The organism is Streptosporangium vulgare, from assembly GCF_042428775.1.
Taxonomy (GTDB): Bacteria; Actinomycetota; Actinomycetes; order Streptosporangiales; family Streptosporangiaceae; genus Streptosporangium; species Streptosporangium vulgare.
In genome coordinates, this window is sequence record NZ_JBHMBS010000003.1 from 589,041 (window position 1) to 611,340 (window position 22,300).

The 22,300-nt window shown below is 71.3% G+C and carries 17 protein-coding genes; 12 read left to right on the plus strand and 5 right to left on the minus strand.

Annotation, left to right across the window (positions count from 1 at the left end; genetic code table 11):
• Positions 1–166: 166 nt before the first annotated feature.
• Positions 167–1,558, minus strand: a complete 1,392-nt coding sequence (locus tag ACFFRH_RS09325) for a DUF4331 domain-containing protein (RefSeq protein WP_386155622.1) — start codon at positions 1,556–1,558, stop codon at positions 167–169.
• Between the two features lie 528 nt (positions 1,559–2,086).
• On the opposite strand from ACFFRH_RS09325, the gene ACFFRH_RS09330 reads away from it, so the two are divergent.
• The 3 genes from ACFFRH_RS09330 to ACFFRH_RS09340 all read left to right on the plus strand — a co-directional run bounded on the left by ACFFRH_RS09330 (position 2,087) and on the right by ACFFRH_RS09340 (position 7,015).
• Entirely contained in the window at positions 2,087–3,802 is a 1,716-nt protein-coding gene (locus tag ACFFRH_RS09330) for an ABC transporter ATP-binding protein (RefSeq protein WP_386155624.1), read from the plus strand.
• A 460-nt stretch (positions 3,803–4,262) separates the two neighbouring features.
• On the plus strand, positions 4,263–5,918 hold the full coding sequence (hutU, locus tag ACFFRH_RS09335) for a urocanate hydratase (protein ID WP_386155626.1): 1,656 nt from the start codon (positions 4,263–4,265) through the stop codon (positions 5,916–5,918).
• Between the two features lie 272 nt (positions 5,919–6,190).
• Positions 6,191–7,015: a MurR/RpiR family transcriptional regulator gene (locus ACFFRH_RS09340; RefSeq protein WP_386155628.1), complete on the plus strand. Its 825-nt coding sequence runs from the start codon at positions 6,191–6,193 to the stop codon at positions 7,013–7,015.
• Positions 7,016–7,109: 94 nt separating this feature from the next.
• On the opposite strand, the gene ACFFRH_RS09345 is transcribed toward ACFFRH_RS09340, so the two are convergent.
• The 3 genes from ACFFRH_RS09345 to ACFFRH_RS09355 all read right to left on the minus strand — a co-directional run bounded on the left by ACFFRH_RS09345 (position 7,110) and on the right by ACFFRH_RS09355 (position 9,614).
• Entirely contained in the window at positions 7,110–7,859 is a 750-nt protein-coding gene (locus ACFFRH_RS09345; RefSeq protein ID WP_386155630.1) for an ABC transporter permease, read from the minus strand.
• 16 nt (positions 7,860–7,875) lie between these two features.
• Positions 7,876–8,835 carry an ATP-binding cassette domain-containing protein gene (locus ACFFRH_RS09350; protein ID WP_386155632.1) on the minus strand — a complete coding sequence of 320 codons (960 nt, stop codon included), beginning with the start codon at positions 8,833–8,835 and terminating at the stop codon, positions 7,876–7,878.
• 248 nt (positions 8,836–9,083) lie between these two features.
• A complete protein-coding gene (locus tag ACFFRH_RS09355; RefSeq protein ID WP_386155634.1) occupies positions 9,084–9,614 on the minus strand; it encodes a PadR family transcriptional regulator in 531 nt (176 codons plus the stop codon).
• A gap of 38 nt (positions 9,615–9,652) precedes the next feature.
• Between ACFFRH_RS09355 and ACFFRH_RS09360 the strand changes: the two genes are divergently transcribed.
• The 6 genes from ACFFRH_RS09360 to ACFFRH_RS09385 all read left to right on the plus strand — a co-directional run bounded on the left by ACFFRH_RS09360 (position 9,653) and on the right by ACFFRH_RS09385 (position 15,689).
• Positions 9,653–9,982, plus strand: coding sequence for a hypothetical protein (locus tag ACFFRH_RS09360; protein WP_386155636.1), 330 nt, complete (start codon positions 9,653–9,655; stop codon positions 9,980–9,982).
• Between the two features lie 30 nt (positions 9,983–10,012).
• Positions 10,013–10,708 (plus strand): SDR family oxidoreductase, encoded by a 696-nt coding sequence (locus ACFFRH_RS09365; RefSeq protein ID WP_386155638.1) that lies wholly within the window; start codon positions 10,013–10,015, stop codon positions 10,706–10,708.
• Between the two features lie 99 nt (positions 10,709–10,807).
• A complete protein-coding gene (locus tag ACFFRH_RS09370; RefSeq protein WP_386155721.1) occupies positions 10,808–12,013 on the plus strand; it encodes an allantoate amidohydrolase in 1,206 nt (401 codons plus the stop codon).
• Positions 12,001–13,362, plus strand: a complete 1,362-nt coding sequence (locus ACFFRH_RS09375) for a formimidoylglutamate deiminase (protein WP_386155640.1) — start codon at positions 12,001–12,003, stop codon at positions 13,360–13,362. Before ACFFRH_RS09370 ends, ACFFRH_RS09375 begins: the two co-directional genes overlap by 13 nt.
• Complete coding sequence (hutI, locus tag ACFFRH_RS09380) at positions 13,359–14,531, plus strand: imidazolonepropionase (protein WP_386155642.1); 1,173 nt, start codon at positions 13,359–13,361, stop codon at positions 14,529–14,531. The genes ACFFRH_RS09375 and hutI overlap by 4 nt, the downstream gene beginning before the upstream one ends.
• Before the next feature lie 210 nt (positions 14,532–14,741).
• Positions 14,742–15,689: a sigma-70 family RNA polymerase sigma factor gene (locus ACFFRH_RS09385; protein ID WP_386155644.1), complete on the plus strand. Its 948-nt coding sequence runs from the start codon at positions 14,742–14,744 to the stop codon at positions 15,687–15,689.
• 718 nt (positions 15,690–16,407) lie between these two features.
• Here ACFFRH_RS09385 and ACFFRH_RS09390 read toward each other — a convergent pair.
• Positions 16,408–17,151, minus strand: a complete 744-nt coding sequence (locus ACFFRH_RS09390; protein WP_386155646.1) for an MBL fold metallo-hydrolase — start codon at positions 17,149–17,151, stop codon at positions 16,408–16,410.
• 1,100 nt (positions 17,152–18,251) lie between these two features.
• On the opposite strand from ACFFRH_RS09390, the gene ACFFRH_RS09395 reads away from it, so the two are divergent.
• The 3 genes from ACFFRH_RS09395 to ACFFRH_RS09405 are packed head-to-tail and all read left to right on the plus strand — an operon-like array spanning position 18,252 to position 22,180.
• Positions 18,252–19,565 carry an ammonium transporter gene (locus ACFFRH_RS09395; protein ID WP_386155648.1) on the plus strand — a complete coding sequence of 438 codons (1,314 nt, stop codon included), beginning with the start codon at positions 18,252–18,254 and terminating at the stop codon, positions 19,563–19,565.
• Positions 19,562–19,900 carry a P-II family nitrogen regulator gene (locus ACFFRH_RS09400; RefSeq protein ID WP_329091194.1) on the plus strand — a complete coding sequence of 113 codons (339 nt, stop codon included), beginning with the start codon at positions 19,562–19,564 and terminating at the stop codon, positions 19,898–19,900. Before ACFFRH_RS09395 ends, ACFFRH_RS09400 begins: the two co-directional genes overlap by 4 nt.
• 3 nt (positions 19,901–19,903) lie before the next feature.
• Positions 19,904–22,180, plus strand: coding sequence for a [protein-PII] uridylyltransferase (locus tag ACFFRH_RS09405; RefSeq protein WP_386155651.1), 2,277 nt, complete (start codon positions 19,904–19,906; stop codon positions 22,178–22,180).
• Positions 22,181–22,300: the final 120 nt, after the last annotated feature.

Consider the following 22,300-nt stretch of genomic DNA (forward strand, 5'->3'; position numbering starts at 1 on the left):
ACGCGGGGACGCGGGGCGCGGGAACGCGGGGGCGCGGCGACGCGGGAGCGTGGGTGCCTGAGGAGACGGGAACGCGGGAGCGTGAGGAGGCGGGAACGCGGGAGCGTGGGAGCGTGAGGAGGCGAGGGCGCGGAGCCCGGGAGAACCGGGCGCCGCGCCCCCGCGGTCAGCTCGCGTTCACCGACGTGTTGCCCGGCAGCGGGATGTACGGGAACACGGTGCCGAACGACTTGTCGTTGGCGTCGACCTTGTCGCCCGCGGCCAGCGCGTCGACGAGCCTGCCGGTCCGCGCGGCACCCGCCATCGCCTGCAGGGCGATGTCGACCACGTCGTCGCCGAGGCGGCGGCCGTTCGGGAAGCCCTGCGGGTCGCCGGCGAGCACGCCGAGCCTGTTCGGGGTCGCGGCGGGCGGGATCGCCATGTTCAGCCGCAGCATCTCCGACGGGCGCAGCTTCCCGGCGTCCTTGTTGAGGCTCTGCGAGTTGAGGTCGGCCTTGATGGGGCCGTTCTTCTTGGCGATGCCGGTGAGGAAGATCTCGACCAGGTCGTCGCGGGGCGTCTTCGGCGCCTTGAGGCCGTAGATGGCCTCGAGCAGCTTGGGCACCTCGGGCTCGGTGACGCGCTTGACGACGGCGGGGATCCCGGCGTCCTGGTCCGGGGGCAGGGCGTTGAAGGCGTCCTTCAGCCCGGCCGGGACCACGACCTCGTTGACCAGCGGCTGGCCCAGGCGGGAGACCTGGACGTAGCCCTTCGGGCTCCACTTGTCGACGGTGGACCAGACGCCGACGACGGGGTTGCGCTTCGGGTCGCCGCGCAGCGCGATCTCGTCCTTGGGCAGCTGGAGGGCGAGGCTGTGCACGTTGTAGCCCTTGAGCGTGTCCTGGCCGACCTCGGACAGGTCGCCGCCGTACAGCAGGTCGAAGACCCGCAGGTCGGCGAAGAACGCCTCGTCCGACTGCCCGGCGAAGACGCTGCCCCCGCCGGGCAGCTTCCTGACGGCCTGGGCGCGCAGCCTGCCGTAGTCGGGGACGGAGGCCGGGCCGGTGTTGCTCGGCGCCACCACGCCGTTCGCGACCAGGGTCCTGGTGCCGTGGGCGGTGCTCCTGGTGAGCCTGTAGCGCTGCCTGAACAGCAGATTCTTGTCGTTCAGCGAGGTGACGGGGCCGTTGTCGTACAGGAAGGTGCCGTTGCCGCGCCGGTCCTCGTTGCGGAACGTCCACTGGTAGACGACGTCGGGCCTGGCGTCGCCGTCACTGTCGATCTTGATGTTGTAGCGGGAGTCGGTGTCGAACCGGTAGAAGTTCGGGCCGCCGTTCGGCTCCTCGAACGGGATGAAGTTGGCCAGCAACGTGACGGTGTCGGGCTTGTCGGGGCTGACGAACGCGTACACGTCGGTGTTGTCGTTGCGGGGGTCACCCGCGATCATCGGTGCCTCGCGGTGCGAGGAGGCGTTACCGGTCTCGGCTCTCAGCAGGGCGAACGAGGAGAGCGAGGAAGCGGCCAGCGCCCCTGCGACGCCCATGCCGATCAGGGCGCGCCGGTTGATCCGGAGCTCCATGTCAGTTGGTCCTTTCGGCCGCCGGTCACGGGGTGACCGGCCGTGGGTACGGGGATGCGGGAAGGATCCGGCCGGGTTCCTCGCTCACCATTCGCCGCCGGGCCCTCCTCGGATTGGCGCCGGACGGGGTGATTTCCCGCAGCCTTCCCGCGGCCTTCCCGCAGCCTTCCCGCGGCCTTCCCGCGGCCTTCCCGCCGTCTTCTCCGCGGCCCTCCCGTCGCCTTCCGTACGTCCGGCGCGGCCCTTTGCGTCAACTGTGGTTGACGGAACCAATGGCGTCAACTTATGTTGACATTGTCGATATTCCATTGCGGAACAGGGCGAGACGCCCGAGAAGGACTCATGCGCGGTAGACAGGAAAAGCGGCCGGAGGCCGGCCACGTCGTTTCTGAGGGGGACACATTGCCGGGGGTCACATTGCCGGACGACACGGTGCCGGGGAGGCCGGACGACACGGGACCGGACAAAACGAGACCGGAGGAGAGAGGACCGCGGGAATCGGGGCGGGGGGACGCGGCGCCCAAGAGTGTGTCCTGGCGGTTGCTGGCCGCGTACATAAGGCCGCACCGTGGAGCGCTGCTGCTGGGCGGGGTGCTCAGCCTCCTCGGCTCGCTGGCGGGGCTGGCGATGCCGCTGCTGGCCAAGACGGTCGTCGACGCCTTCGGTGAGCAGCGCTCCCTGCTCGGCCCGGTGCTCGGCCTGACCGTCGCCGTGCTGCTGGGCGCGGCCATCGGCGCGCTGGGCAGTTACGTGCTGGAGCGGATGGGCGAGGGCATCGTCTTCTCCGCCCGCCGTACCCTGGTCGACCGGATGCTGCGGTTGCGGGTGTCCGAGGTCGACCGGCTCAAGCCGGGCGACCTGATGTCCCGGGTGACCTCCGACACCACGCTGCTGCGGGCGGTGTTCACCAGCGGCGTGGTCGAGACGGTCAGCTCGCTGTTCATGCTCGTCGGCGCCGTGGTGATGATGGCGGTCATCGACGGGTTGCTGCTGCTCATCACGCTGGGAGTGCTGGTCGTGGTCGGCGGGTTCGTCGGCCTGATCATGCCCCGCATCCGGCGCGCCTCGATGCAGGCGCAGGTCGCGGTCGGCGAGATGGGCGCGGTCCTCGACCGGGTGCTCCAGGCGTTCCGCACGGTGAAGGCCAGCGGTGCCGAGGAGCGGGAGATCGCCGCGGTGGGCGAGGCGGCCCGCGAGGCGCGCGACCGCGGGATCGCCGTCGCGTGGCTGACCTCGATCGCCGGTGTCTCGGCGTGGGTGTCGGCGCAGCTGGCCTTCGTGGCCGTGCTCGGCGTGGGCGGCGCGCGGGTCTCCTCGGGCTCGCTGGAGGTCTCCTCGCTGATCGCCTTCCTGCTGTACCTGTTCTACCTGGTCGCCCCCATCGGCCAGCTGGTCCAGGGCTTCACCCAGGTGCAGAACGGCCTGGCCGCGGTGCAGCGGATCCGCGAGATCGAGGAGCTGCCCGCCGAGGAGGCGGACGGCGCGGTGTACCAGGTCGGCAGGGTCCCGGCCGGGGTCGTCTTCGAGGGCGTCGCCTTCCGGTACGGCGACGACAGGCCGGTCGTCCACGACGACGTCTCCTTCGAGGTGCCCGCGGGCGGGCTGACCGCCCTGGTGGGGCCCTCGGGGGCGGGAAAGTCCACGGTCTTCGCCCTGCTGGAGCGGTTCTACGAGCAGCGGGCGGGCAGGATCGCGATCGACGGCCGCGACATCGCGGACTGGCCGCTCGCCGAGCTGCGCGCCTGCCTCGGCTACGTCGAGCAGGACGCGCCGGTGCTGGACGGCACGCTCAGGGAGAACCTCGTCTTCGCCGCGCCGGACGTGGACGAGGCCGCCATCAGGCGGGTGCTCGCCCGCACCCGCCTGGAGGACCTGGTCTCGCGGCTCCCCGAGGGGCTGGAGACCCGGGTCGGCCATCGGGGGATCATGCTCTCCGGCGGCGAGCGCCAGCGGGTCGCCATCGCCCGCGCCCTGCTGCGCAGCCCCCGGCTCCTGCTGCTCGACGAGGCCACCTCCCAGCTCGACGCGGTCAACGAGCTGCGGCTCCGCGAGGTGATCGCGGAGGTGGCGGCGGAGACGACCGTACTGGTGATCGCCCACCGCCTCTCCACCGTGGCGGGGGCCGACCGGATCGTGGTGATGGAGGCGGGCCGGGTGCGGGCCGTGGGCACCCACGGCGAGCTGCTCGCCGACGACGCCCTCTACCGCGAGCTGGCCACCACCCAGTTCCTGTTGCCCACCTAGAACCGTCTCCCGGTTTCCGTCGTCCGCCCGGAGCCGCGACCCGGTTCCTGCCGCCTGCCGTCTACTGCCCGCTGCCCGCTTGGAGCCACGTCCCGGTTCCCTTTGCCCAGCGGTTTGCCCAGCGGGCCCTGCGGTCACCGGCTCGTTTGTGTAAATTCATATCGTCCATAAAGGAATAATTTGGACACCGGGCCGAGGGGCTGATTCGCCGTCCGGTGAATCGGGCATCCCCGCCTGTGCGAAGCCTCTCCTTCGCATCGGAGCGCCACTCGGGCGCTCGCCGCATTCGATCACCCGGCCCCGTCCGTGCGGGACGAGGATCGGGGCGTGACGATCGTTACGGCCACCACCAGGGGGTGTCGCGGGCGCTGCCCGCGACACCCCCTTTTCCGGGTTGACCTGTAGCCTCCGAGTGACCAAATATGAATACGTTCATTCATTCCTGAGGGGGAGGTCGGGCATGTCCGGCAGCCGGATCGTGCGCGCGCCGCGCGGCACCACGCTCACCGCCAAGGGGTGGCCGCAGGAGGCGGCACTCCGCATGATCCAGAACAATCTCGATCCCGAGGTCGCCGAGCACCCGGAACAGCTCGTCGTCTACGGCGGCTCGGGCAAGGCCGCCCGGGACTGGCGCTCCTTCGACGCGATCACCCGCACCCTCACCACCCTGGAGGGCGACGAGACGCTGCTGGTGCAGTCGGGCCGCCCCGTCGGGGTGTTCCGCACCCACGAGTGGGCTCCCCGGGTGCTCATCGCCAACTCCAACCTGGTGCCCGACTGGGCCAACTGGGAGGAGTTCCGGCGCCTGGAGGCCGCCGGGCTGACCATGTACGGGCAGATGACGGCCGGTTCCTGGATCTACATCGGCACCCAGGGCATCCTGCAGGGCACCTACGAGACCTTCGGGGCCGTGGCCGCCAAGAGGTTCGGCGGGAGCCTCGCCGGGACGATCACGCTGACCGCCGGGCTCGGCGGCATGGGCGGCGCCCAGCCGCTCGCCGTGACCATGAACGGTGGCGTGGTGATCTGCGTCGACTGCGACCCCAGGTCGATCGACCGGCGGATCGAGCACCGCTATCTGGACGTCCGCGCCGCCGACCTCGACGAGGCGCTGCGCCTGGCGTACGAGGCCCGCGACCAGCGCAGGCCGCTGAGCATCGGGGTCGAGGGCAACGCGGCCGAGGTCGTGCCCGAGCTGCTGCGCAGGGGCGCCGAGATCGACGTCGTCACCGACCAGACGTCCGCCCACGACCCGCTGATGTACCTGCCGATCGGCGTGGCCTTCGAGGACATGGCCGACGAGCGGGAGAAGGACCCGGCGGGCTTCACCCGCAGGGCCCGCGAGGCGATGGCCGCCCACGTGGAGGCGATGGTCGGGTTCCAGGACGCCGGGGCCGAGGTGTTCGACTACGGCAACTCGATCCGGGGCGAGGCGCAGCTCGCCGGCTACACCCGCGCGTTCGACTTCCCCGGCTTCGTGCCCGCCTACATCCGGCCGCTGTTCTCCGAGGGCAAGGGCCCGTTCCGCTGGGCCGCGCTCTCCGGCGCCGCCTCCGACATCGCCAAGACCGACCGCGCGATCCTGGACCTGTTCCCCGACAACGAGCCGCTCGCCCGGTGGATCCGGCTGGCCGGGGAGAAGGTCCACTTCCAGGGGCTGCCCGCCCGCATCTGCTGGCTGGGGTACGGCGAGCGCCACCTGGCCGGGGAGCGGTTCAACGACATGGTGGCCTCGGGGGAGATCGAGGCCCCGCTGGTGATCGGCCGCGACCACCTCGACTGCGGCAGCGTCGCGAGCCCGTACCGGGAGACCGAGGGCATGGCCGACGGCTCCGACGCGATCGCCGACTGGCCGCTGCTGAACGCGATGCTCAACGTCGCCTCCGGCGCCGCGTGGGTCTCCATCCACCACGGCGGCGGCGTCGGCATCGGCCGTTCCATCCACGCCGGGCAGGTCACCGTGGCCGACGGCACCAGGCTCGGTGCCGAGAAGCTCAACCGGGTCCTCACCAACGACCCGGGCACGGGTGTCATCCGCCACGTCGACGCCGGGTACGACGAGGCCGTCACCGTGGCCGAGGAGCGAGGCGTGCGCATCCCGATGCGCGAGTCCTGACGGGGTGAGTGCCGCGACCGGGGCGTGCGAGTCCTGACCGGCCCCCCGGTGACGGGTGGAAAGCCGGGTGTTCCCGGTCGCGGTGCCCGTTCTGACCGGGAACACCCGGCTTTCCGCCGGTTCGAACGGGTGTCGGTTCGCGGATCCGCGTCCCGATTCCGGGGTCGAATCCTCCGGGCGCCGCTCGCTCCCTCCCGCCGGGGTGTAGGAACGACAACGGGGCGGGACGGGGGAGAGGAATGCTCGTGGGGCTTCGAGCGGTTGGAGGGGGAGTGGGCGACGGACTGGACCGGCTTCTGGAGGGGCGACGGCTGTCGCCCGTGCAGCGGCGGATCGCGCGCTACCTGGGCGACCACCTGTCCGAGGCCGTCTTCCTGTCCAGCGTGGAGCTGGCCGACCGGGCCGGGGTGAGCCAGCCGTCGGTGACGCGGTTCGCGGTGGTGCTCGGTTTCGCGGGATATCCCGAGCTCAGGCAGGCGCTGCGGCCCCTCGTCGTGGGCGGCAGGAAACCGTCGCGGGCCAACGACCTGCAGACCGCGATCGACGTGGAGATCGACAACCTGCGGAGCGTGCGCGACACGCTGAGCGATCCCTCCGACCTCTCGGAGCTGGGCGCCAACCTGGCGGGGTGCGAGCCACTGCCGGTGCTGGGCCTGCGGGTCTCGAGCGGGCTGGCCACCACGTTCGCCTACTTCGCGCGACGCATCCACCCCGACGTCCGCCTGCTCACCCACGGCGGCTCGGAGCTCGCCGACGGCCTGCACGCCGCGCGCCGGGCGGGGGCGGGCTGGCTGGTCGCGGTGGTCCTGCCCCGCTACCCGGCGGAGGCCGTGCAGGCCCTGCGCGGCGCCCGCGACCTCGGCCTGCGTACGGCGGTGATCACCGACCGGCGGGACGTGCCCTTCGAGGCCGACGTGGTGCTGGCCGCCCCCGTCGGCGAGCGGCTGGTCTTCGACTCGCACGCGGCGCCGCTCGCCCTGGCCATGGTGCTGGTGGAGGCGATGGCCGACGCGGCGCCGCTGCGCACCCAGGCCCGGCTTGAGGAGTACGAGCGGATGACCGACCGGGCCGGGGTCTTCACCGAGCAGCTCGACTGACGGCGCGGGAGTCTCGCCGGGCGCCGTGAGAGACGTCGTGAGAGGCGCCGTCGCGGGATCGAGGCGTCATCGGGTCGCCCGAGGCTCGCCGGGCCTATCCGGCGAGCCGCCTCATCGAGGAGACCGACCAGCGCAGGCTGATCGCGGCCAGGGCCAGGATGAGGCCGAAGGCCAGCGGGATCGAGCCGTCGGAGAAGTCGCCGTCGAACAGCGCCCGGCCGGCCTCGACCGCGTGGTAGAGCGGGTTGAATTGCGCGACCGCCCGCATCCAGTCGGGGGCCAGCGACATGGGCAGCATGATGCCGGTGAGCAGGATCAGCGGCATCGCGAAGAACTGCATGATCTGCGACATGCCGTTCTCGTCGCGCAGCGCCAGCGCCATGCCGTACGACAGGCCGGAGGCGAGCAGCCCGGTGGCGGCCATCAGCACCAGCATGAGCGCCAGCCCCGGCAGGCTGGCCCGCATGCCCATCAGCGTGGCCAGCGCGATCACCAGCAGGGCCTGGACGACCAGCACGATCATGTCGCGCAGGGTGCGGCCCAGCACGATCGCGGGCCGCCAGACGGCGCTGACCGCGAGCCGTTCCAGGTAGCCGTTGCGGATCTCGTTGATCATGCTGAAGCCCACGAAGAGCGAGCCGAACAGGGCGATCATCATCATCACGCCGGGCGTGAACATCCGCAGCGTGTCGCCCATGGTGCCGCCCGCCGTGGTGTTGGCCACCAGCGGCGCGAAGAGGAGCAGGTACAGGACGGGCTGCATCAGGCCGAACAGCGGCCAGACGGGGTTGCGCAGGGTGGCCCTGAGCTCGTAGCCCAAAAACAGCGTCGTGTGTCGGAGCACGGGAGGTCCTTGTCGTTCAGTTCGCGTCGCGCAGGGAACGGCCGGTGTGGCGCAGGAACACGTCGTCGAGCGTGGCCCGGTCCAGGGAGATCGACCGGATCGGCAGCCCCCCGGCCTCCAGGGCGCGGAGCAGGGCGGGCAGGTTGTGCTCCCCGTCGTCGAGGTAGGCGCGCAGGACGTCCTCCTCCTCGCGGACCTCTCTCACGTACGGCTCGGCGTCGAGGAGCGCCCGCGCCTCGGCGGCCCGGTCGAGGCGGAGCGTGACGACGTCGCCCGCGACCTCCTTCTTGAGCTCGGCGGGGGTGCCCTCCGCGACGACGCGGCCGTGGTCGATGATGACCAGCCGGTCGCAGAGCGCGTCGGCCTCCTCCAGGTAGTGGGTGGTCAGCAGCACGCTGGTGCCCCGCTCGCGCAGGGAGCGCACCTCGTCCCACAGGTTGGCGCGGTTCTGCGGGTCGAGGCCGGTGGTGGGCTCGTCGAGGAAGAACAGCGGCGGACGGTTGACCAGGCCGACGGCGAGGGCGAACCTGCGCTTCTGCCCGCCGGACAGCGTCCGTACGGGACGGTCGGCCAGCCCGGCCAGGTCGAACGCGGCCAGGATCTCCTCGCTGCGGGCCTTCGCCCGTGCGCGGGACATGCCGCCGATCCTGGCGGCGAGGACGAGCCCCTCGCGGCCGGGGGAGTTCTCGTCCACGCCGCCGCCCTGGCCGACGTAGCCGATCTTCTCCCGCACCCTGGCCGCCTCGGTGACCACGTCGTGGCCCGCCACCCGGGCGGTGCCGGAGGTCGGGGCGACGAGGGTGGCGAGCATCCGGATCGTGGTGGTCTTCCCCGCGCCGTTCGGGCCGAGGAAGGCGAAGATCTCGCCCTCGGCGACGGACAGGTCGACGCCTTTGACGGCCTCGACCTCCCGCGGGCTGTCCCTGCCGCGCCTGGTGGTGAAGGTCTTGCGCAGGTCGTGCGCTTCGATGATCATGATTCTCCGTCGTAGGGGGGTACGGAAAGGTTCGGGGAACGGCGGCGGAGGCTCAACCGGATTTCGGGCCCGGCGATCGTCCGGAGACTTCAGGGGGCGGCCGGTGTCCCGGTGCGCGGCCCGGCGCTTTTCCGCGAACGGGCGAGGTCACGCCCGTCGGCGGCCTGCCGGGCGCGGTCCGGGGCGGGGGCCAAGGCAGGGCTCGGGGAGGGCTCGGGGAGGGCTCAGGGCAGGGCTCGGAACGGGGCTCAGGGCAGCTTTCCGGCCCTGACGTCGGCGACGGACGCCTCGATCCAGTCGAGCTGGGCCTGGAACTGGCGGATGTTGAGCTGGAGGCACTCGTCGATGTGCCGGGGGGCTCCGTAGCCCTGCTTGCCGCCCAGCGCGCGCCGCATCATCGAGATGGACGCCCGCAGCTGCTCGGCCCTCGCCTCCATGGCGTTGACCAGGTCGGCCGGGGGGAGACGGTCCATGAAGGTGAGCGCGACCTGGAAGGGGTCGACGATCGGCTTCACGAACCACCAGCTGTTCATCAGCTGCTGCCCGAAGTCGGCGCGTCCCATCTCGGTGATGCCGTAGACCGTCTTGCCGCCCCTGCCCTGCTCGACGATCTCCAGCAGCCCCTCCTCGGCCATCTTGGCCAGGCCGTGGTAGATCGAGCCGTAGGCCACGTTGGCCCAGCTGTCGGCGCCCCACAGTTCGAGGCGGCGCCGTACCTCGTAGCCGTGCAGCGGGCCGTCGAGCAGCACGCCGAGCAGCAGGGTCCGAGTGGAAGACATGCTCAAGTTTGTATTCAAATTTGAGTATGGTGTCAAGCATGCGAGAGATCAGACGTGACGACGACGGTGCCCTCCTGGGCTTCATCCGCCCGGCGGGCGAGGGCTGGGAGCCCCTGACCGTGTTCGGCTACCCCCTGGGGGAGACGGCTCCGGAGGAGGAGGCGCTGGAGGTGGTCCACCGGTCCGGGCTGGAGGTGCTGACGCGGCCCTGGCTGTTCCTGGAGGGCGGGGAGTGGTACCGATGCGTGATCGTGGAGGCCGCGATCGACGCGGTCAGGGTCCGGCCGAACGACTTCGGCTACCCGCGCGAGAACGTCCTAGCGGTGACGCTGGAGCGTCCCGGGCCGGAGACGTTCCGCCCCGAGTGAGGGATTTCCGCCCGGAGTAAGGTGATCGCCATGTCCGTACGCCCCAACGCGCTGATCACCGGCGCCTCCAGAGGGGTCGGCGCCGCGATCGCCCGGGCCCTGGCTCCCACGCACGACCTGCTGCTCGGCGGCCGCGACGCCGAGGCCCTGGCCGAGACGGCCTCCGGCCTGCCCGGCGCCTCGGCGGCGCGGCCCTGGCCGGTGGAGCTCACCGCCGTCACGGAGGCCGACGTCTCCGGCATCGACCGGCTCGACGTGCTGGTGCACAGCGCGGGCGTGGTGACCCTGGGACGGGTCGAGGAGACCCCGGCCGAGGTGTGGCGGCGCACGATGGAGATCAACGTGATCGCGGTGGCAGAGCTGACCCGGCTGCTGCTGCCCGCGCTCCGCGCGGCGCGCGGCCACGTGGTGCTGATCAACTCCGGGTCGGGGCAGCGGGCCAACCCGAACTGGGTCTCCTACGCGGCCAGCAAGCACGCGCTGCGCGCCTTCGCCGACGGGCTCCGCCTGGAGGAGCCCGAGCTCCGGGTCACCACGATCTACCCGGGGCGGGTCGCCACCGACATGCAGCGCGAGGTCCGCGCCCGCGAGGGCGGCCCCTACCAGCCGGAGAACTACCTCGACCCGGACTCGGTGGCCCGGCTGGTGCTGACGGCCCTGACCGCCTCCCCCGACGCCCACATCACCGAGATCACCGTCCGCCCCGCCGCAGGCCCCCCGAACTGAGGGCGGCACGGCGGATCCCGGGGGAATGGGGAGGATCAAGGGTGCGGCGGGCTCGCTAATGAATGGAGTCATTCACATAATGGGAGGGTGTTCGACGAGATGTGGGGTGCCATAGAGCACCTCGGACGTGACGGCCGGACCCGCGGTTACCTGCGCGACGCGTGGTCGCCCGCGGATCTGGAACTCCGGCGGTGGTTCGGGCAGGAGGCCGCCAGGCGCGGCCTCGACCTGAGGGAGGACCGCAACGGCAACCTGTGGGCCTGGTGGGGCGACCCGTCGTCCCGGCCCGGCGTGGTCACCGGCAGCCACCTCGACTCGGTGCGGCAGGGCGGCGCCTTCGACGGCCCCCTCGGCGTCGTGTCGGCCTTCGCCGCCCTCGACCTGCTGCGGGCCAGGGATTTTCGGCCCGCACGCCCCCTGGGGATCGCCTGCTTCACCGACGAGGAGGGCGCCAGGTTCGGCGTACCGTGCGTCGGCTCGCGTCTGATGACCGGGATCCTCGACCCGGACAGGGCGCTCGCCCTGAAGGACGACGAGGGCGACTCGCTGGCCGAGGTGCTGCGCGGGGCCGGGCGCGACCCCGGCGGGCTGGGCCGGGACGAGGAGACCCTGCGGCACATCGGCGTCTTCGTCGAGCTCCACGTCGAGCAGGGCCAGGACCTGGTCCACCGGGACGCCCGGGTCGGCGTCGCCTCGGCCATCTGGCCGCACGGCCGCTGGCGGTTCGACTTCCACGGCCAGGCCAACCACGCGGGCACCACCCGCCTGGCCGACCGCGACGACCCGATGCTGCCCTTCGCCCGTACCGTCCTGCACGCCCGCCAGGCCGCCGAGCGCGGCGGCGTGGTCGCCACCTTCGGCAAGACTCGCGTGTCTCCCAACAACGCCAACGCCGTCCCCGGCCTGGTCACGGCCTGGCTGGACGCCAGGGGCGGCGACGAGGACGCGGTCAGGGCGCTGGTCGACGAGCTGACCGACTTCTCCGGCGCCGAGGTGACCGTCGAGTCGTGGACCCCGGTCGTCGACTTCGACGCGGTCCTGCGGGAGCGGGTCGCGGCCGCGGCTGGTGCAGCGGCCGGTGCCGGTGCCGGGGCCGGTGGTGCGGCCGGGGGCGCGCCCGTCCTGCCGACCGGCGCCGGACACGACGCGGGCATCCTGGCGTCCGCGGGTGTACCCAGCGCGATGGTGTTCGTCCGCAATCCGACGGGCATCTCTCATTCTCCGGAGGAACACGCGGACAGGGCCGACTGCCACGCCGGGGTCACCGCCCTCGCCGCCGTTGTGGAGGACCTGTGCGGGAGCTGAACTACTGGTGCGAGCTGGCCTGGCTGCCACCGGGCGAGGTCGCCGCGGGGGTGCTCGTCACGGTCGACGGCACTCTGATCACCGAGATCGCCACCGGCGTGACGGCCCCGCCCGGCGGAGCCGTCCGGCTGGCCGGGCTCACCCTCCCCGGCCTGGCCAACGCGCACTCCCACGCCTTCCACCGCGCCCTGCGCGGGACGACGCAGCGCGAGAAGGGCAGCTTCTGGACCTGGCGCGAGCGGATGTACGGCGTGGCGGGCGTCCTCGACCCCGACTCCTACCTCAGGCTCGCCAGGGCCACGTTCGCCGAGATGGCGCTGGCCGGGATCACCTGCGTGGGAGAGTTCCACTACCTGCACCACAGGCCGGACGGCAGGCCGTACGACGACCCGAACGCCATGGGGCACGCGCTCGTCCAGGCCGCCCGGGAGGCGGGGCTGCGCATCGCGCTGCTGGACGCCTGCTATCTGACCGGCGGCGTCGGCACCCCGCTGAGCGGGGTGCAACGGCGGTTCGGCGACAGGGACGTCGACGGGTGGGCCGCGCGGGCGGAGAGGCTCGCGGACGGATACCGGGGCGAGCGGGACGTGGAGATCGGCGTGGCCGTGCACTCGGTCCGCGCGGTCAGGGCCGAGCAGATCCCCGTGGTCGCCGAGTTCTCCCGGCGGCACGGCGTCCCGCTGCACGCCCACGTCTCCGAGCAGCGCGCGGAGAACGCCGCGTGCGTGGAGGCCTACGCCGCGACCCCGGTCCAGCTGCTGGAGACGCACGGCGCGCTCGGTCCCCGCTCGACCGCCGTGCACGCCACGCACCTGTCGGACGTGGACGTCGCGCTGCTCGGGAGCTCCGGCACGCGCGTGTGCATGTGCCCGACGACCGAACGCGACCTCGCCGACGGCATCGGACCGGCCAGGAGGCTGTTCGAGGCGGGCGCGCCCATCACGCTCGGCTCGGACAGCCACGCGGTCGTCGACCTGTTCGAGGAGGCCCGCGCGGTCGAGCTGGACGAGCGGCTCGCCACCGAGCGGCGCGGCCACTGGTCGGCCGCCGAGCTCCTGAACGCCGCCACGGCCGCGGGGCACGACTCGCTCGGCTTCGCCGGAGCGGGCATGCTCGTCCCCGGCGCGTGGGCGGACCTGGTGTCGGTGCGCCTCGACTCGGTCCGCACGGCCGGGGCCGACCCGGCGCACCTGGCCGAGACCGTGGTCTTCGCCGCCACGGCCGCCGACGTGCACTCCGTCGTGTCCGGCGGGCGCCACGTGGTCGTCGACGGCAGGCACGCCCTCGGCGACGTGGGCACCATGCTCGCCGAGGCGGTCGCCGAGGCGCGAGAGGAGAAGTCCGTATGACGAGCGAGGACCGGCCGGTGACGAGCACCCTTTTCGACCGCATCGGCCTGCTCTACACGGGCGACCGCGCGCGGGAGGAGATCGAGGACGCGGCGCTCGTCGTCGAGGACGGCGAGGTGGTGTGGGTGGGGCCCGCCGGCGCGGCCCCGGACGCCGACGAGCGGGTGGACGTGAGCGGGCGCTGCGTGATCCCGGGCTTCGTCGACAGCCACGCCCACCTCGTCTTCGCGGGCGACCGCACGGCCGAGTTCGTCGCCCGCATGACGGGCCGCCCGTACACGGCGGGGGGCATCCGTACGACGGTGTCGGCCACCCGCGCCGCCTCCGACGCCGAGCTCGTGACGCGCACCGCCACCCTGGTCGCCGAGATGCTCTCCCAGGGGACGACCACGGTCGAGATCAAGAGCGGTTACGGTCTCACCGTCGACGACGAGCGCCGGTCACTGGAGATCGCGCGGGGGTTCACCGAGGAGACCACCTACCTGGGCGCGCACGTCGTTCCCCCCGACGCCTCCTCGGCCGACGAGTACGTCCGCACCGTCACCGGGGAGATGCTGGAGGCCTGCGCGCCGCACGCCCGGTGGGTCGACGTGTTCTGCGAGCGCGGGGCCTTCGACGCCGACCAGAGCAGGGAGATCCTCCTCGCCGGGGTGAAGGCGGGGCTGCTGCCGCGGATCCACGCCAACCAGCTGGGCGAGGGGCCCGGGGCGCGGATCGCCGCCGAGGTGGGCGCGGCCTCCGCCGACCACTGCACCCACCTGAGCGACGACGACGTCTCGGCGCTGGCGTCGGCGGGCGTGGTGGCCACCCTGCTGCCCGGCGCGGAGTTCTCCACCCGCTCGCCCTATCCGGACGCCCGCCGCCTGCTGGACGCCGGGGTGACGGTCGCGCTGGCCACCGACTGCAACCCGGGCTCCTCCTTCACCTCCTCCATGCCGTTCTGCGTGGCGCTGGCGGTCCGCGAGATGCGGATGACGCCGCTGGAGGCGATCAGGGCCGCCACGTACGGCGGGGCCAGGGCGCTGCGCCGCGGGGACGTCGGCACGCTGCGGGTGGGGAGCAGCGGTGATCTGGTGATCCTGGACACACCCACGTACGTCCATCTCGCCTACCGGCCGGGGGTGCCGCTGGTGACGCAGGTGTGGAAGCGGGGCCGCCGACTGGTTTGAGCCTCTTTACGGGGGTTAGGTGCGGGCCTTGGCGGCACGCTGGGAAACCTCCTCCTTGAGGAGGAAATCCAAACCATTCTCCAGGCGTACTTTTTGAGGGAATCTTTGCCCTGGCACGTCCGTTGAAAAGACAAGCGATGTGTTTGCGCGCACGGGGCGTCAAGCGAGCGGGTGGACACGTCATAAGCAGGCGGAGCGAGGTGCCATCGGATGGCAAGGCCGACGGGGAATCGGACGCAGGATCAGCACGTCTCTGATCGAGACCTGCTCGGGACCTACCTGGCAGAGATCGGACGGGTGCCCCTGCTCACCGCGGAGGAAGAGGTCGAACTCGCCAAGCGGATCGAGGCGGGTCTCTTCGCCGAGCAGTTGCTGGACGGTGGGTTGGGTGGACTGACGGAGCCGCGGATCGGGGACGCGGCCGATGAGGAGCTCGAACGACTGGCCGTTTCCGGGCGGAGGGCCAAGGATGAATTCATCCAGGCCAATCTACGTCTTGTGGTGGCCGTCGCGCGCAAATATTCGGGGCGCGGAATGCCGTTGATCGATCTGGTCCAGGAGGGGAACCTGGGGTTGGTCCGCGCGGTCGAGAAGTTCGACTACCAACGCGGTTACAAGTTCTCGACATACGCCACGTGGTGGATCAGGCAGTCGGTGGGACGCGCCATCCACGAGCAGGCCCGGCCGGTGCGCCTGCCCACCCACGCGGGCGAGCAGATGACCAGGCTGATGCGGGTCCGCCGCGACATGCTGGCCGAGTTCGACCAGGAGCCGACCGACGCCGACCTGGCGACGGTGCTCGAACTTCCCATCGAGCGGGTCCGCGAGCTCCGCCGCTGGGCCTCCGACCCCGTCTCCCTGCAGCTGGGCGTGGGCGACGAGGACGAGACCGAGCTCGGCGACATGATCGCCGACGACACGTGGGCCGATCCCGAGCAGCAGGCGATGGACATCCTGGAGCGCGAGCGCCTGGAGGTGTGGCTGACCGGGCTGGAGGGGCAGACCCGCGAGATGCTCCGCTGGCGTTACGGCCTGATGGACGGCCGCGAGCACACGCTGACCGAGGTCGGCGAGCGCTACGGCATCGGCCGCGACCGCGCCCGCCGGATCGAGCGTGACGCTCTGGCCCGGCTGCGGAAGATGGCCACGGCCGCTTAGCCTTTTACGATCCGGCACGGTTTTGGTTGGACCGTGCCGGATCGCGGTTTCGCGGTGAGGTCTGTCGCTGCGGCGGTTCCGCGTTGTTCGGGCTGTGGTGAGTTCCATGCCGTTCACGCATGGTGGGTCCGCGTTGTTCGGGCTGTGGTGGACTCCATCGCTTGGCCGGTTCCGCGTTGTTCGGGCTGGGAGCTCTATACCGCCAATGCTTGGTCGGTCCATGGCTGTTGAGGCTGTGGGGCGTCGCCGGTTTCGTCGTGGTGGGTTTCTTCGCCGTTCACGCTGCGGTGGGCGGGTGCTCCGGACGGCCGTCTCAGTCGCCGTCCGGTGATTCAGGCCTCCGGCCTGCGCGGGCGCGGTGGTTGCGGGCTCTTTTGAAGCCGTCCGGAACACCCGCCCACCTCCGCTGCGCACGTTCTCGTCGTACGGCGTGCGACCGTAGTGGCTTTCTCGCCGGCCGCCCTGTGAACGCTGCGCGGCTGAAGCGATCCGTACGGGACCGTTGGAGCAGGTCGCCGTAGCTGAAGCTCCGCCTCGGAAAGGAGCGCAGGGCGGGGCGCCGTACCGTGCACGGTGATGTGAGGTCGAACCGCGCCCAGGCCCTGTGGCCGATGGCCGCAACCCGCTGTTCACTCCCGCCGGGTCGCGGGCTTCGTCGAAGTCGGGGAGTGTGACCACCGACCGCGGCGAACCTCTCGGGATGGTCGCCTCAGGGAGTTCAGGAAAGATCGATGGCGAGACCGGAGGTGGCGATGCCGATCTCGCCGTCGTATTCGGCCGCGGCGGCGGCTCGCGCGGCTGTGGCGTCCGTGCCTGGCTGCAGGTGGGTCAGCAACAGGTGGCGGACCTCGGCTTCCTCGGCCTGCCGGCCTGCCTGGCGGGCGCTCGACAGGTTGCGCCGCGAACCCTCCGGGACCCGGTTCGCGTAGGTGGCCTCGGCCAGGAACAGGTCGGCGCCGCGCGCCAGCTCCACCACCTCGGTGCTCGGGCCGGTGTCGCCGGTGTACGCGAGCACCCGCTCGCCCGCCGTCAGCCGTACGCCGGCATTGGGCACCGAGTGCGGCAGCAGACGGGTCTGCGCACGGAACGGGCCGATGTCGATCCGGTCGCCGGCGGTGAACTCGCGCAGGGCATGGGCATCGGCCAGCATTCCCGGGCGGTCCAGCGCGAGCACCGCATCCAGGGCGCCGGGCAGTGAGTACACCGGCAGGGGGGCCGGCGGATCGTCACGGAACGCACGTGCCCGCAACAGCGGGTTCAGATCGGCGCAGTGATCGGGATGCCCGTGACTGACGAACACCGCGTCGACCTGATCAGCGGTGACCCGTTCCAGCAGCCGCGGCACCGTCGCATATCCGGGGTCGACGAGTAGCCTGAACCCGTCGTGCTCCACGAGATAACCACTGCAGGCCTGGCCCGCTCCCGGCCACGCACCGCATCCGCCAAGGATTGTCAGCAGCATCCAAGGACCCTAACGGCCGGCCCGCCGACCGTCATGGATACGACGGCGGATCCGCGGGCACTGCGCCGTTGACCGGAAACAGACGTGGAGCCCTTGGTGGAAGAGGTCTCACCGCCTCCATCCCCGCATCGCGACCATGCCCGCGCCGGCCGGCCCCGGCTGTTCTCCTCGTCCCCGGCCGGACATCGCCGTCGCCGGGTTCTGGGCGTTCCGCCTCAGCCACAGTCGCGGACGTTCGTGGTCCTGCGGATGACCTCGACGATGAAGGAGCCGTCGGCCTTCCTGCCAGTGGTGTGGCGCAGCGCGTTGCCGACGAGTTCGGAACTTCATGTGCTGGCCATCCGTAATGGGATGAACCAAGCCGGTTGGTTATGTCTTTGAAGATTTCATGACGTACGGCCGCATTGTGCGCCGAGAAGGGCCGACGCGGTTTTTACGGCGCTCGCCGTGCGCTCCTTTCGAAAGTAACGCTTCAGTTACGGCGGCCCGCTTTGGGCGGTCTCGTGCGGATTGCTTCAGCCGCACAGCGTTCACAGGGCGGCCGGAGAGCGAGCCACTACGGTCGTACGCCGTGCGGTGGGAGCGGGTGCAGCGGAGGTGGGCGGGTGTTCCGGACGGCTTGAAAAGAGCCCGCAACCACCGCGCCCGCGCAGGCCGGAGGCCTGGATCGCCAGGGCGTCACTGAGACGGCCGTCCGGAATGCCCGCCCACCGCAGCGTGAGCGGCGCCGAAGCCGATCAAGGCCGGGTGAGGCCCTGGCCGGGGGTTACGGCTCTACCTATATGTCTGGATTGAGGGGACATGGTGGGCGTGGCGACCGCCATGGGCAGGGGCATCCAACTCTCCGGGAACGGTCAAGCACGGTTCACCTGGGCCGTTTTACGGTCATCTCCAAGTCATGGCACGCCTCGTCCGAAACACGTCTGAAACACCATGCAGCCGAGATTCACAGATGTGAAACACGCAAGGTCGCACCTTGAAACGGTGGAAGAACACGCTGTGGCGCAACGTCAGTGCGCGGCCGGTCGATGGAGCCCAGGAAGCGATCACTGCGACTGTGAAACCGGCCACACGCCATTTGTAAGGGAGGGTCGCGTCGAATGAAGATCGATAGCGGCACCACTGCCTGGATGCTCACAGCCACCGCGTTGGTGCTGTTGATGACTCCTGGCCTCGCGTTCTTCTACGGAGGAATGACAAGGGCCAAGAGTGTCCTGAACATGATGATGATGTCGTTCGTCAGCATCATCACCGTCACCATCGCATGGGTGCTCTACGGGCACTCGCTGACCTTCACCGACAACGGCAGCGAGCTCGTCAACAAGTTCATCGGCGGCTTCGACGCCCTTGGACTGCAGAGCCTGGTCGACACCGCCACCAAGGACGATGGCACGGGCATGCCGAGCCTGGTGTTCTCGGCGTTCCAGCTCACTTTCGCGATCATCACCGTCGCGCTGATCAGCGGTGCCATCGCCGACCGCGCCAAGTTCGGCGCCTGGGTGCTGTTCACCATCGTCTGGGCGACCATCGTCTACTTCCCCGTGGCCCACTGGGTCTGGGGTAACGGCTGGCTGTTCAACCTCGGCATCGAGGACTTCGCCGGCGGCACCGTGGTCCACATCAACGCGGGAGCCGCGGCGCTGGCACTGGCGATCGTGCTCGGTAAGCGCGCCGGCTGGCGCAAGGAGCCGATGCGGCCGCACAACCTGACGCTGGTCCTGCTCGGCGCCGGTCTCCTGTGGTTCGGCTGGTTCGGCTTCAACGCGGGCTCCGAGCTCGCGGTGGACGGCACCGCCGGTCTGGCGTTCATGAACACCCAGATCGCCACCGCCGCCGCGGCGGGCGCCTGGCTCGTGGTCGAGAAGATGCGCGACGGTCACGCCACCAGCCTCGGCGTCGCCTCCGGCGCCGTCGCCGGTCTGGTCGCCATCACCCCGGCCTGTGGTTTCGTGGACCCCTGGGCGGCCCTCCTCCTCGGCCTCGTCGCCGGTGCGGTCTGCGCCTACGCGGTGGGCCTGAAGTACAAGCTCAACTACGACGACTCCCTCGACGTGGTCGGCGTGCACCTGGTCGGCGGTGTGATCGGCGCGGTCTCCCTGGGCTTCATCGCCGCCTACCCGTTCCTGGAGCAGCAGAGCGCCGGCCTCCTCTACGGCGGCGGCGTCAAGCAGCTGGGTCTGCAGGTTCTCGGCCCGGTCGCGGTCGGCGCCTACTCCTTCATCATCACCTGGATCATCGCTAAGATCATCGACAAGACGGTCGGCTTCCGGATCGGCGCCGAGGAAGAGGTCACCGGCGTCGACATCACCTCCCACGCCGAGACCGGTTACGACCTCGGCACCATCCACTCCTCGGGTGTGGCCGCCGTCAACGGCCCGGCCCCCACCCCGGCGTCTAAGAAGGTGGACGCATGAGACTCATCACAGCGATCATCAAGCCTTTCAAGCTCGATGACGTGAAGGCGGCCCTGGAGCAGTTCGGGGTCAAGGGAATGACGGTCAGCGAGGCCAGCGGCTACGGCCGCCAGCGCGGTCACACCGAGGTCTACCGCGGTGCCGAGTACCAGGTCGACCTGGTGCCCAAGGTCCGCCTCGAAGTGCTCGCCGAGGAGGAGGACGCCGAGGACGTCATCGACGTCATCGTCAAGGCCTCGCAGACCGGCAAGATCGGTGACGGCAAGGTCTGGTCCGTTCCGGTGGACACGGTCGTCCGCGTCCGCACCGGAGAACGCGGACCTGAGGCGCTCTAACCGGTGAGAGGCGACACGCGCTCGTACGCCGCGGCCCGTAAGGAACGGGCCGCGGACATCGACCGCTGGCTGACGGACCTGGTCCGCACCGCTGTCGGTACGCCGTACGGGACCAACGGGGGAACGACGAGAAACGACGAGCGCGGCGCCCTCACCGGAGTCGCGCTCGTCGCGGTCGGGAGCCTTGGACGCTCCGAGCTCGCGCCGGGCAGTGACCTCGACCTGGTCCTGCTGCACGACGGGCGGGAGGACGTGGCGCGCGTCGCCGACCGCATCTGGTACCCGATCTGGGACTCCGGGGTCGGTCTCGACCACTCGGTGCGGACGGTGGACGAGGCGGCCAAGGTCGCCAGGGAGGACCTCAAGGCGGTCCTCGGCCTGATCCAGGCACGGCACGTGGCGGGCGACCCGGAGCTGACCCGCTCGGCGCGCGAGATCGTGCTCGCCGAGTGGCGCGCCGACTCCCGGCGCCGCCTGGGCGAGTTGCGCGACGCCGCCGACAAGCGGGCGGAGGCGAGCGGCGAGCTGGCGTTCCTGCTCGAACCCGACCTCAAGGACTCACGCGGCGGCATCCGCGACGTGCAGGCGATGCAGGCCGTCGCGGCGGCCTGGGTCGCCTCGGCTCCGGGCCCCCGGGTCCGCGAGGCCTACGAGCTGCTGCTCGACATCCGGCACGGCCTGCACCTGGTGACCGCCCGCGGCGCCGACAGGCTGGTGCTCCAGGAGCAGGACGCGGTCGCCGGGATGCTCGGCCTGCTCGACGCCGAGGCGCTGATGCGCAGGCTCGCCGAGGCCGCCAGGACGATCGGGCACGCCTTCGACGCCACCTGGCGCACCGTCGACCGGTTGCTGACCGGCCCCACCCCGCGTGGCCGCCGCCCGCTCGCCGACGGCGTCGTCGAGCACGGCGGGGAGGTCGTGCTCGCCCGCGGGGTCAACCCGCGCAAGGACCCGGTCCTGGTGCTGCGCGCCGCCGCGGCGGCGGCCGAGGCGGGGCTGCCGCTGGCGCCCGCGACGGTCACCGCGCTGGCCTCCCAGTCGCCGCCGCTGCCCGTGCCCTGGCCGGACGAGGCGCGTGACGCGCTGGTCGCCCTGCTGGGCGCCGGTCGCGCGGCCGTTCCGGTCTGGGAGGAGCTCGACCAGGCGGGGGTGCTGGTCCGCCTGCTGCCCGACTGGGAGCGGGTGCGGCACCGCCCGCAGCGCAACCCGGTGCACCGCTACACCGTCGACCGGCACCTGATCGAGGCCGCCGCCGGGGCCGCCTCGTTCACCCGCGAGGTCTCGCGACCGGACCTGCTGCTCATCTCGGCGCTCCTGCACGACATCGGCAAGGGATACCCCGGCGACCACTCCACCACCGGAGCCGTCGTCGCCCGCGACATCGGGACCCGGATGGGCCTGCCCCCGGCCGACGTCGACATCCTGGAGACCGTGGTCCGCCACCACCTGCTGCTGCCCGAGACGGCCACCCGCCGCGACCTGGACGACCCGGTGACGATCTCCCGGGTGGCCGAGGCCGTCGGCTCGCGCGAGGTCCTCGAACTGCTGGCGGCCCTCGCCGTGGCCGACGGCCACGCCACCGGGCCCGCCGCCTGGAACTCGTGGAAGGCCTCGCTCGTCGCCGACCTGGTACGCCGGGTCCGTTCGGCGCTCTCGGGGACCCCGCTGCGTCCCGCGCCCTCGCTCTCGGTGGAGCAGGCGTCCCTGGCCCGTCACGGCGGCGGCGCCGTGCGCGTCAACGGGGGAGCGGTCACCGTGGTCGCGCCCGACCGCGCCGGGCTGCTCTGGCGCGCGGCCGGGGTGCTGGCCGCGCACCGGATGGTGGTCCGCGCGGCGTCGGCCGCCTCGGCGGGGGCGACCGCCGTGATCGAGTTCTCGGTCGTGCCCGAGTACGGCTCGCCGCCCGACCCCGCGACGCTGGAGGCCGACCTGCGCCTGGTCCTGGCCGGCCGCCTCGACATCGAGCAACGCCTGGCCAGGAGGACCAGGTCGATGCGCCCGGCCCGGGTGCCGGTGGCGCCGCCGAGGGTGAACCTGGTGGACGACGCGTCCAACACCGCGACCGTCATCGAGGTGCGCGCCCATGATCGTCCGGGGCTTTTGTGGCGGATTGGTAGAGCATTTGGTGAATGTGGCCTTGACGTACGGGCCGCTCGTGTGGAGACTCTCGGCGCAGAGGCGGTGGACGTCTTCTACGTGGTCGACAGAGCCGGTCGCCCGCTGACCGACGAGGTCCAGCGGGCACAGGTGCGCGATCAGGTGCTGGCTGCCCTGCGGTAACCGTCCAAAGTCGGTCCCTCGTCGCCTTCGTAACGATTAAAGTCGCTATGTCGGTTTTGCCGATTCTTTCCCGTGACCTTGTGGTCTGATGTTGTCCACTTGTGTCGTGATTGAGGGGTA

What these genes read in the sequence shown, in the direction of transcription:
- ACFFRH_RS09390 (WP_386155646.1), bottom strand. Translation starts at nt 17,151, where the DNA reads ATGCTGCTGACAATCCTTGGCGGATGCGGTGCGTGGCCGGGAGCGGGC.
- ACFFRH_RS09360 (WP_386155636.1), top strand. Translation starts at nt 9,653, where the DNA reads ATGCGAGAGATCAGACGTGACGACGACGGTGCCCTCCTGGGCTTCATC.
- ACFFRH_RS09350 (WP_386155632.1), bottom strand. Translation starts at nt 8,835, where the DNA reads ATGATCATCGAAGCGCACGACCTGCGCAAGACCTTCACCACCAGGCGC.
- ACFFRH_RS09325 (WP_386155622.1), bottom strand. Translation starts at nt 1,558, where the DNA reads ATGGAGCTCCGGATCAACCGGCGCGCCCTGATCGGCATGGGCGTCGCA.
- ACFFRH_RS09355 (WP_386155634.1), bottom strand. Translation starts at nt 9,614, where the DNA reads ATGTCTTCCACTCGGACCCTGCTGCTCGGCGTGCTGCTCGACGGCCCG.
- hutU (WP_386155626.1), top strand. Translation starts at nt 4,263, where the DNA reads ATGTCCGGCAGCCGGATCGTGCGCGCGCCGCGCGGCACCACGCTCACC.
- ACFFRH_RS09365 (WP_386155638.1), top strand. Translation starts at nt 10,013, where the DNA reads ATGTCCGTACGCCCCAACGCGCTGATCACCGGCGCCTCCAGAGGGGTC.
- ACFFRH_RS09385 (WP_386155644.1), top strand. Translation starts at nt 14,742, where the DNA reads ATGGCAAGGCCGACGGGGAATCGGACGCAGGATCAGCACGTCTCTGAT.
- ACFFRH_RS09395 (WP_386155648.1), top strand. Translation starts at nt 18,252, where the DNA reads ATGAAGATCGATAGCGGCACCACTGCCTGGATGCTCACAGCCACCGCG.
- ACFFRH_RS09400 (WP_329091194.1), top strand. Translation starts at nt 19,562, where the DNA reads ATGAGACTCATCACAGCGATCATCAAGCCTTTCAAGCTCGATGACGTG.
- hutI (WP_386155642.1), top strand. Translation starts at nt 13,359, where the DNA reads ATGACGAGCGAGGACCGGCCGGTGACGAGCACCCTTTTCGACCGCATC.
- ACFFRH_RS09370 (WP_386155721.1), top strand. Translation starts at nt 10,808, where the DNA reads ATGTGGGGTGCCATAGAGCACCTCGGACGTGACGGCCGGACCCGCGGT.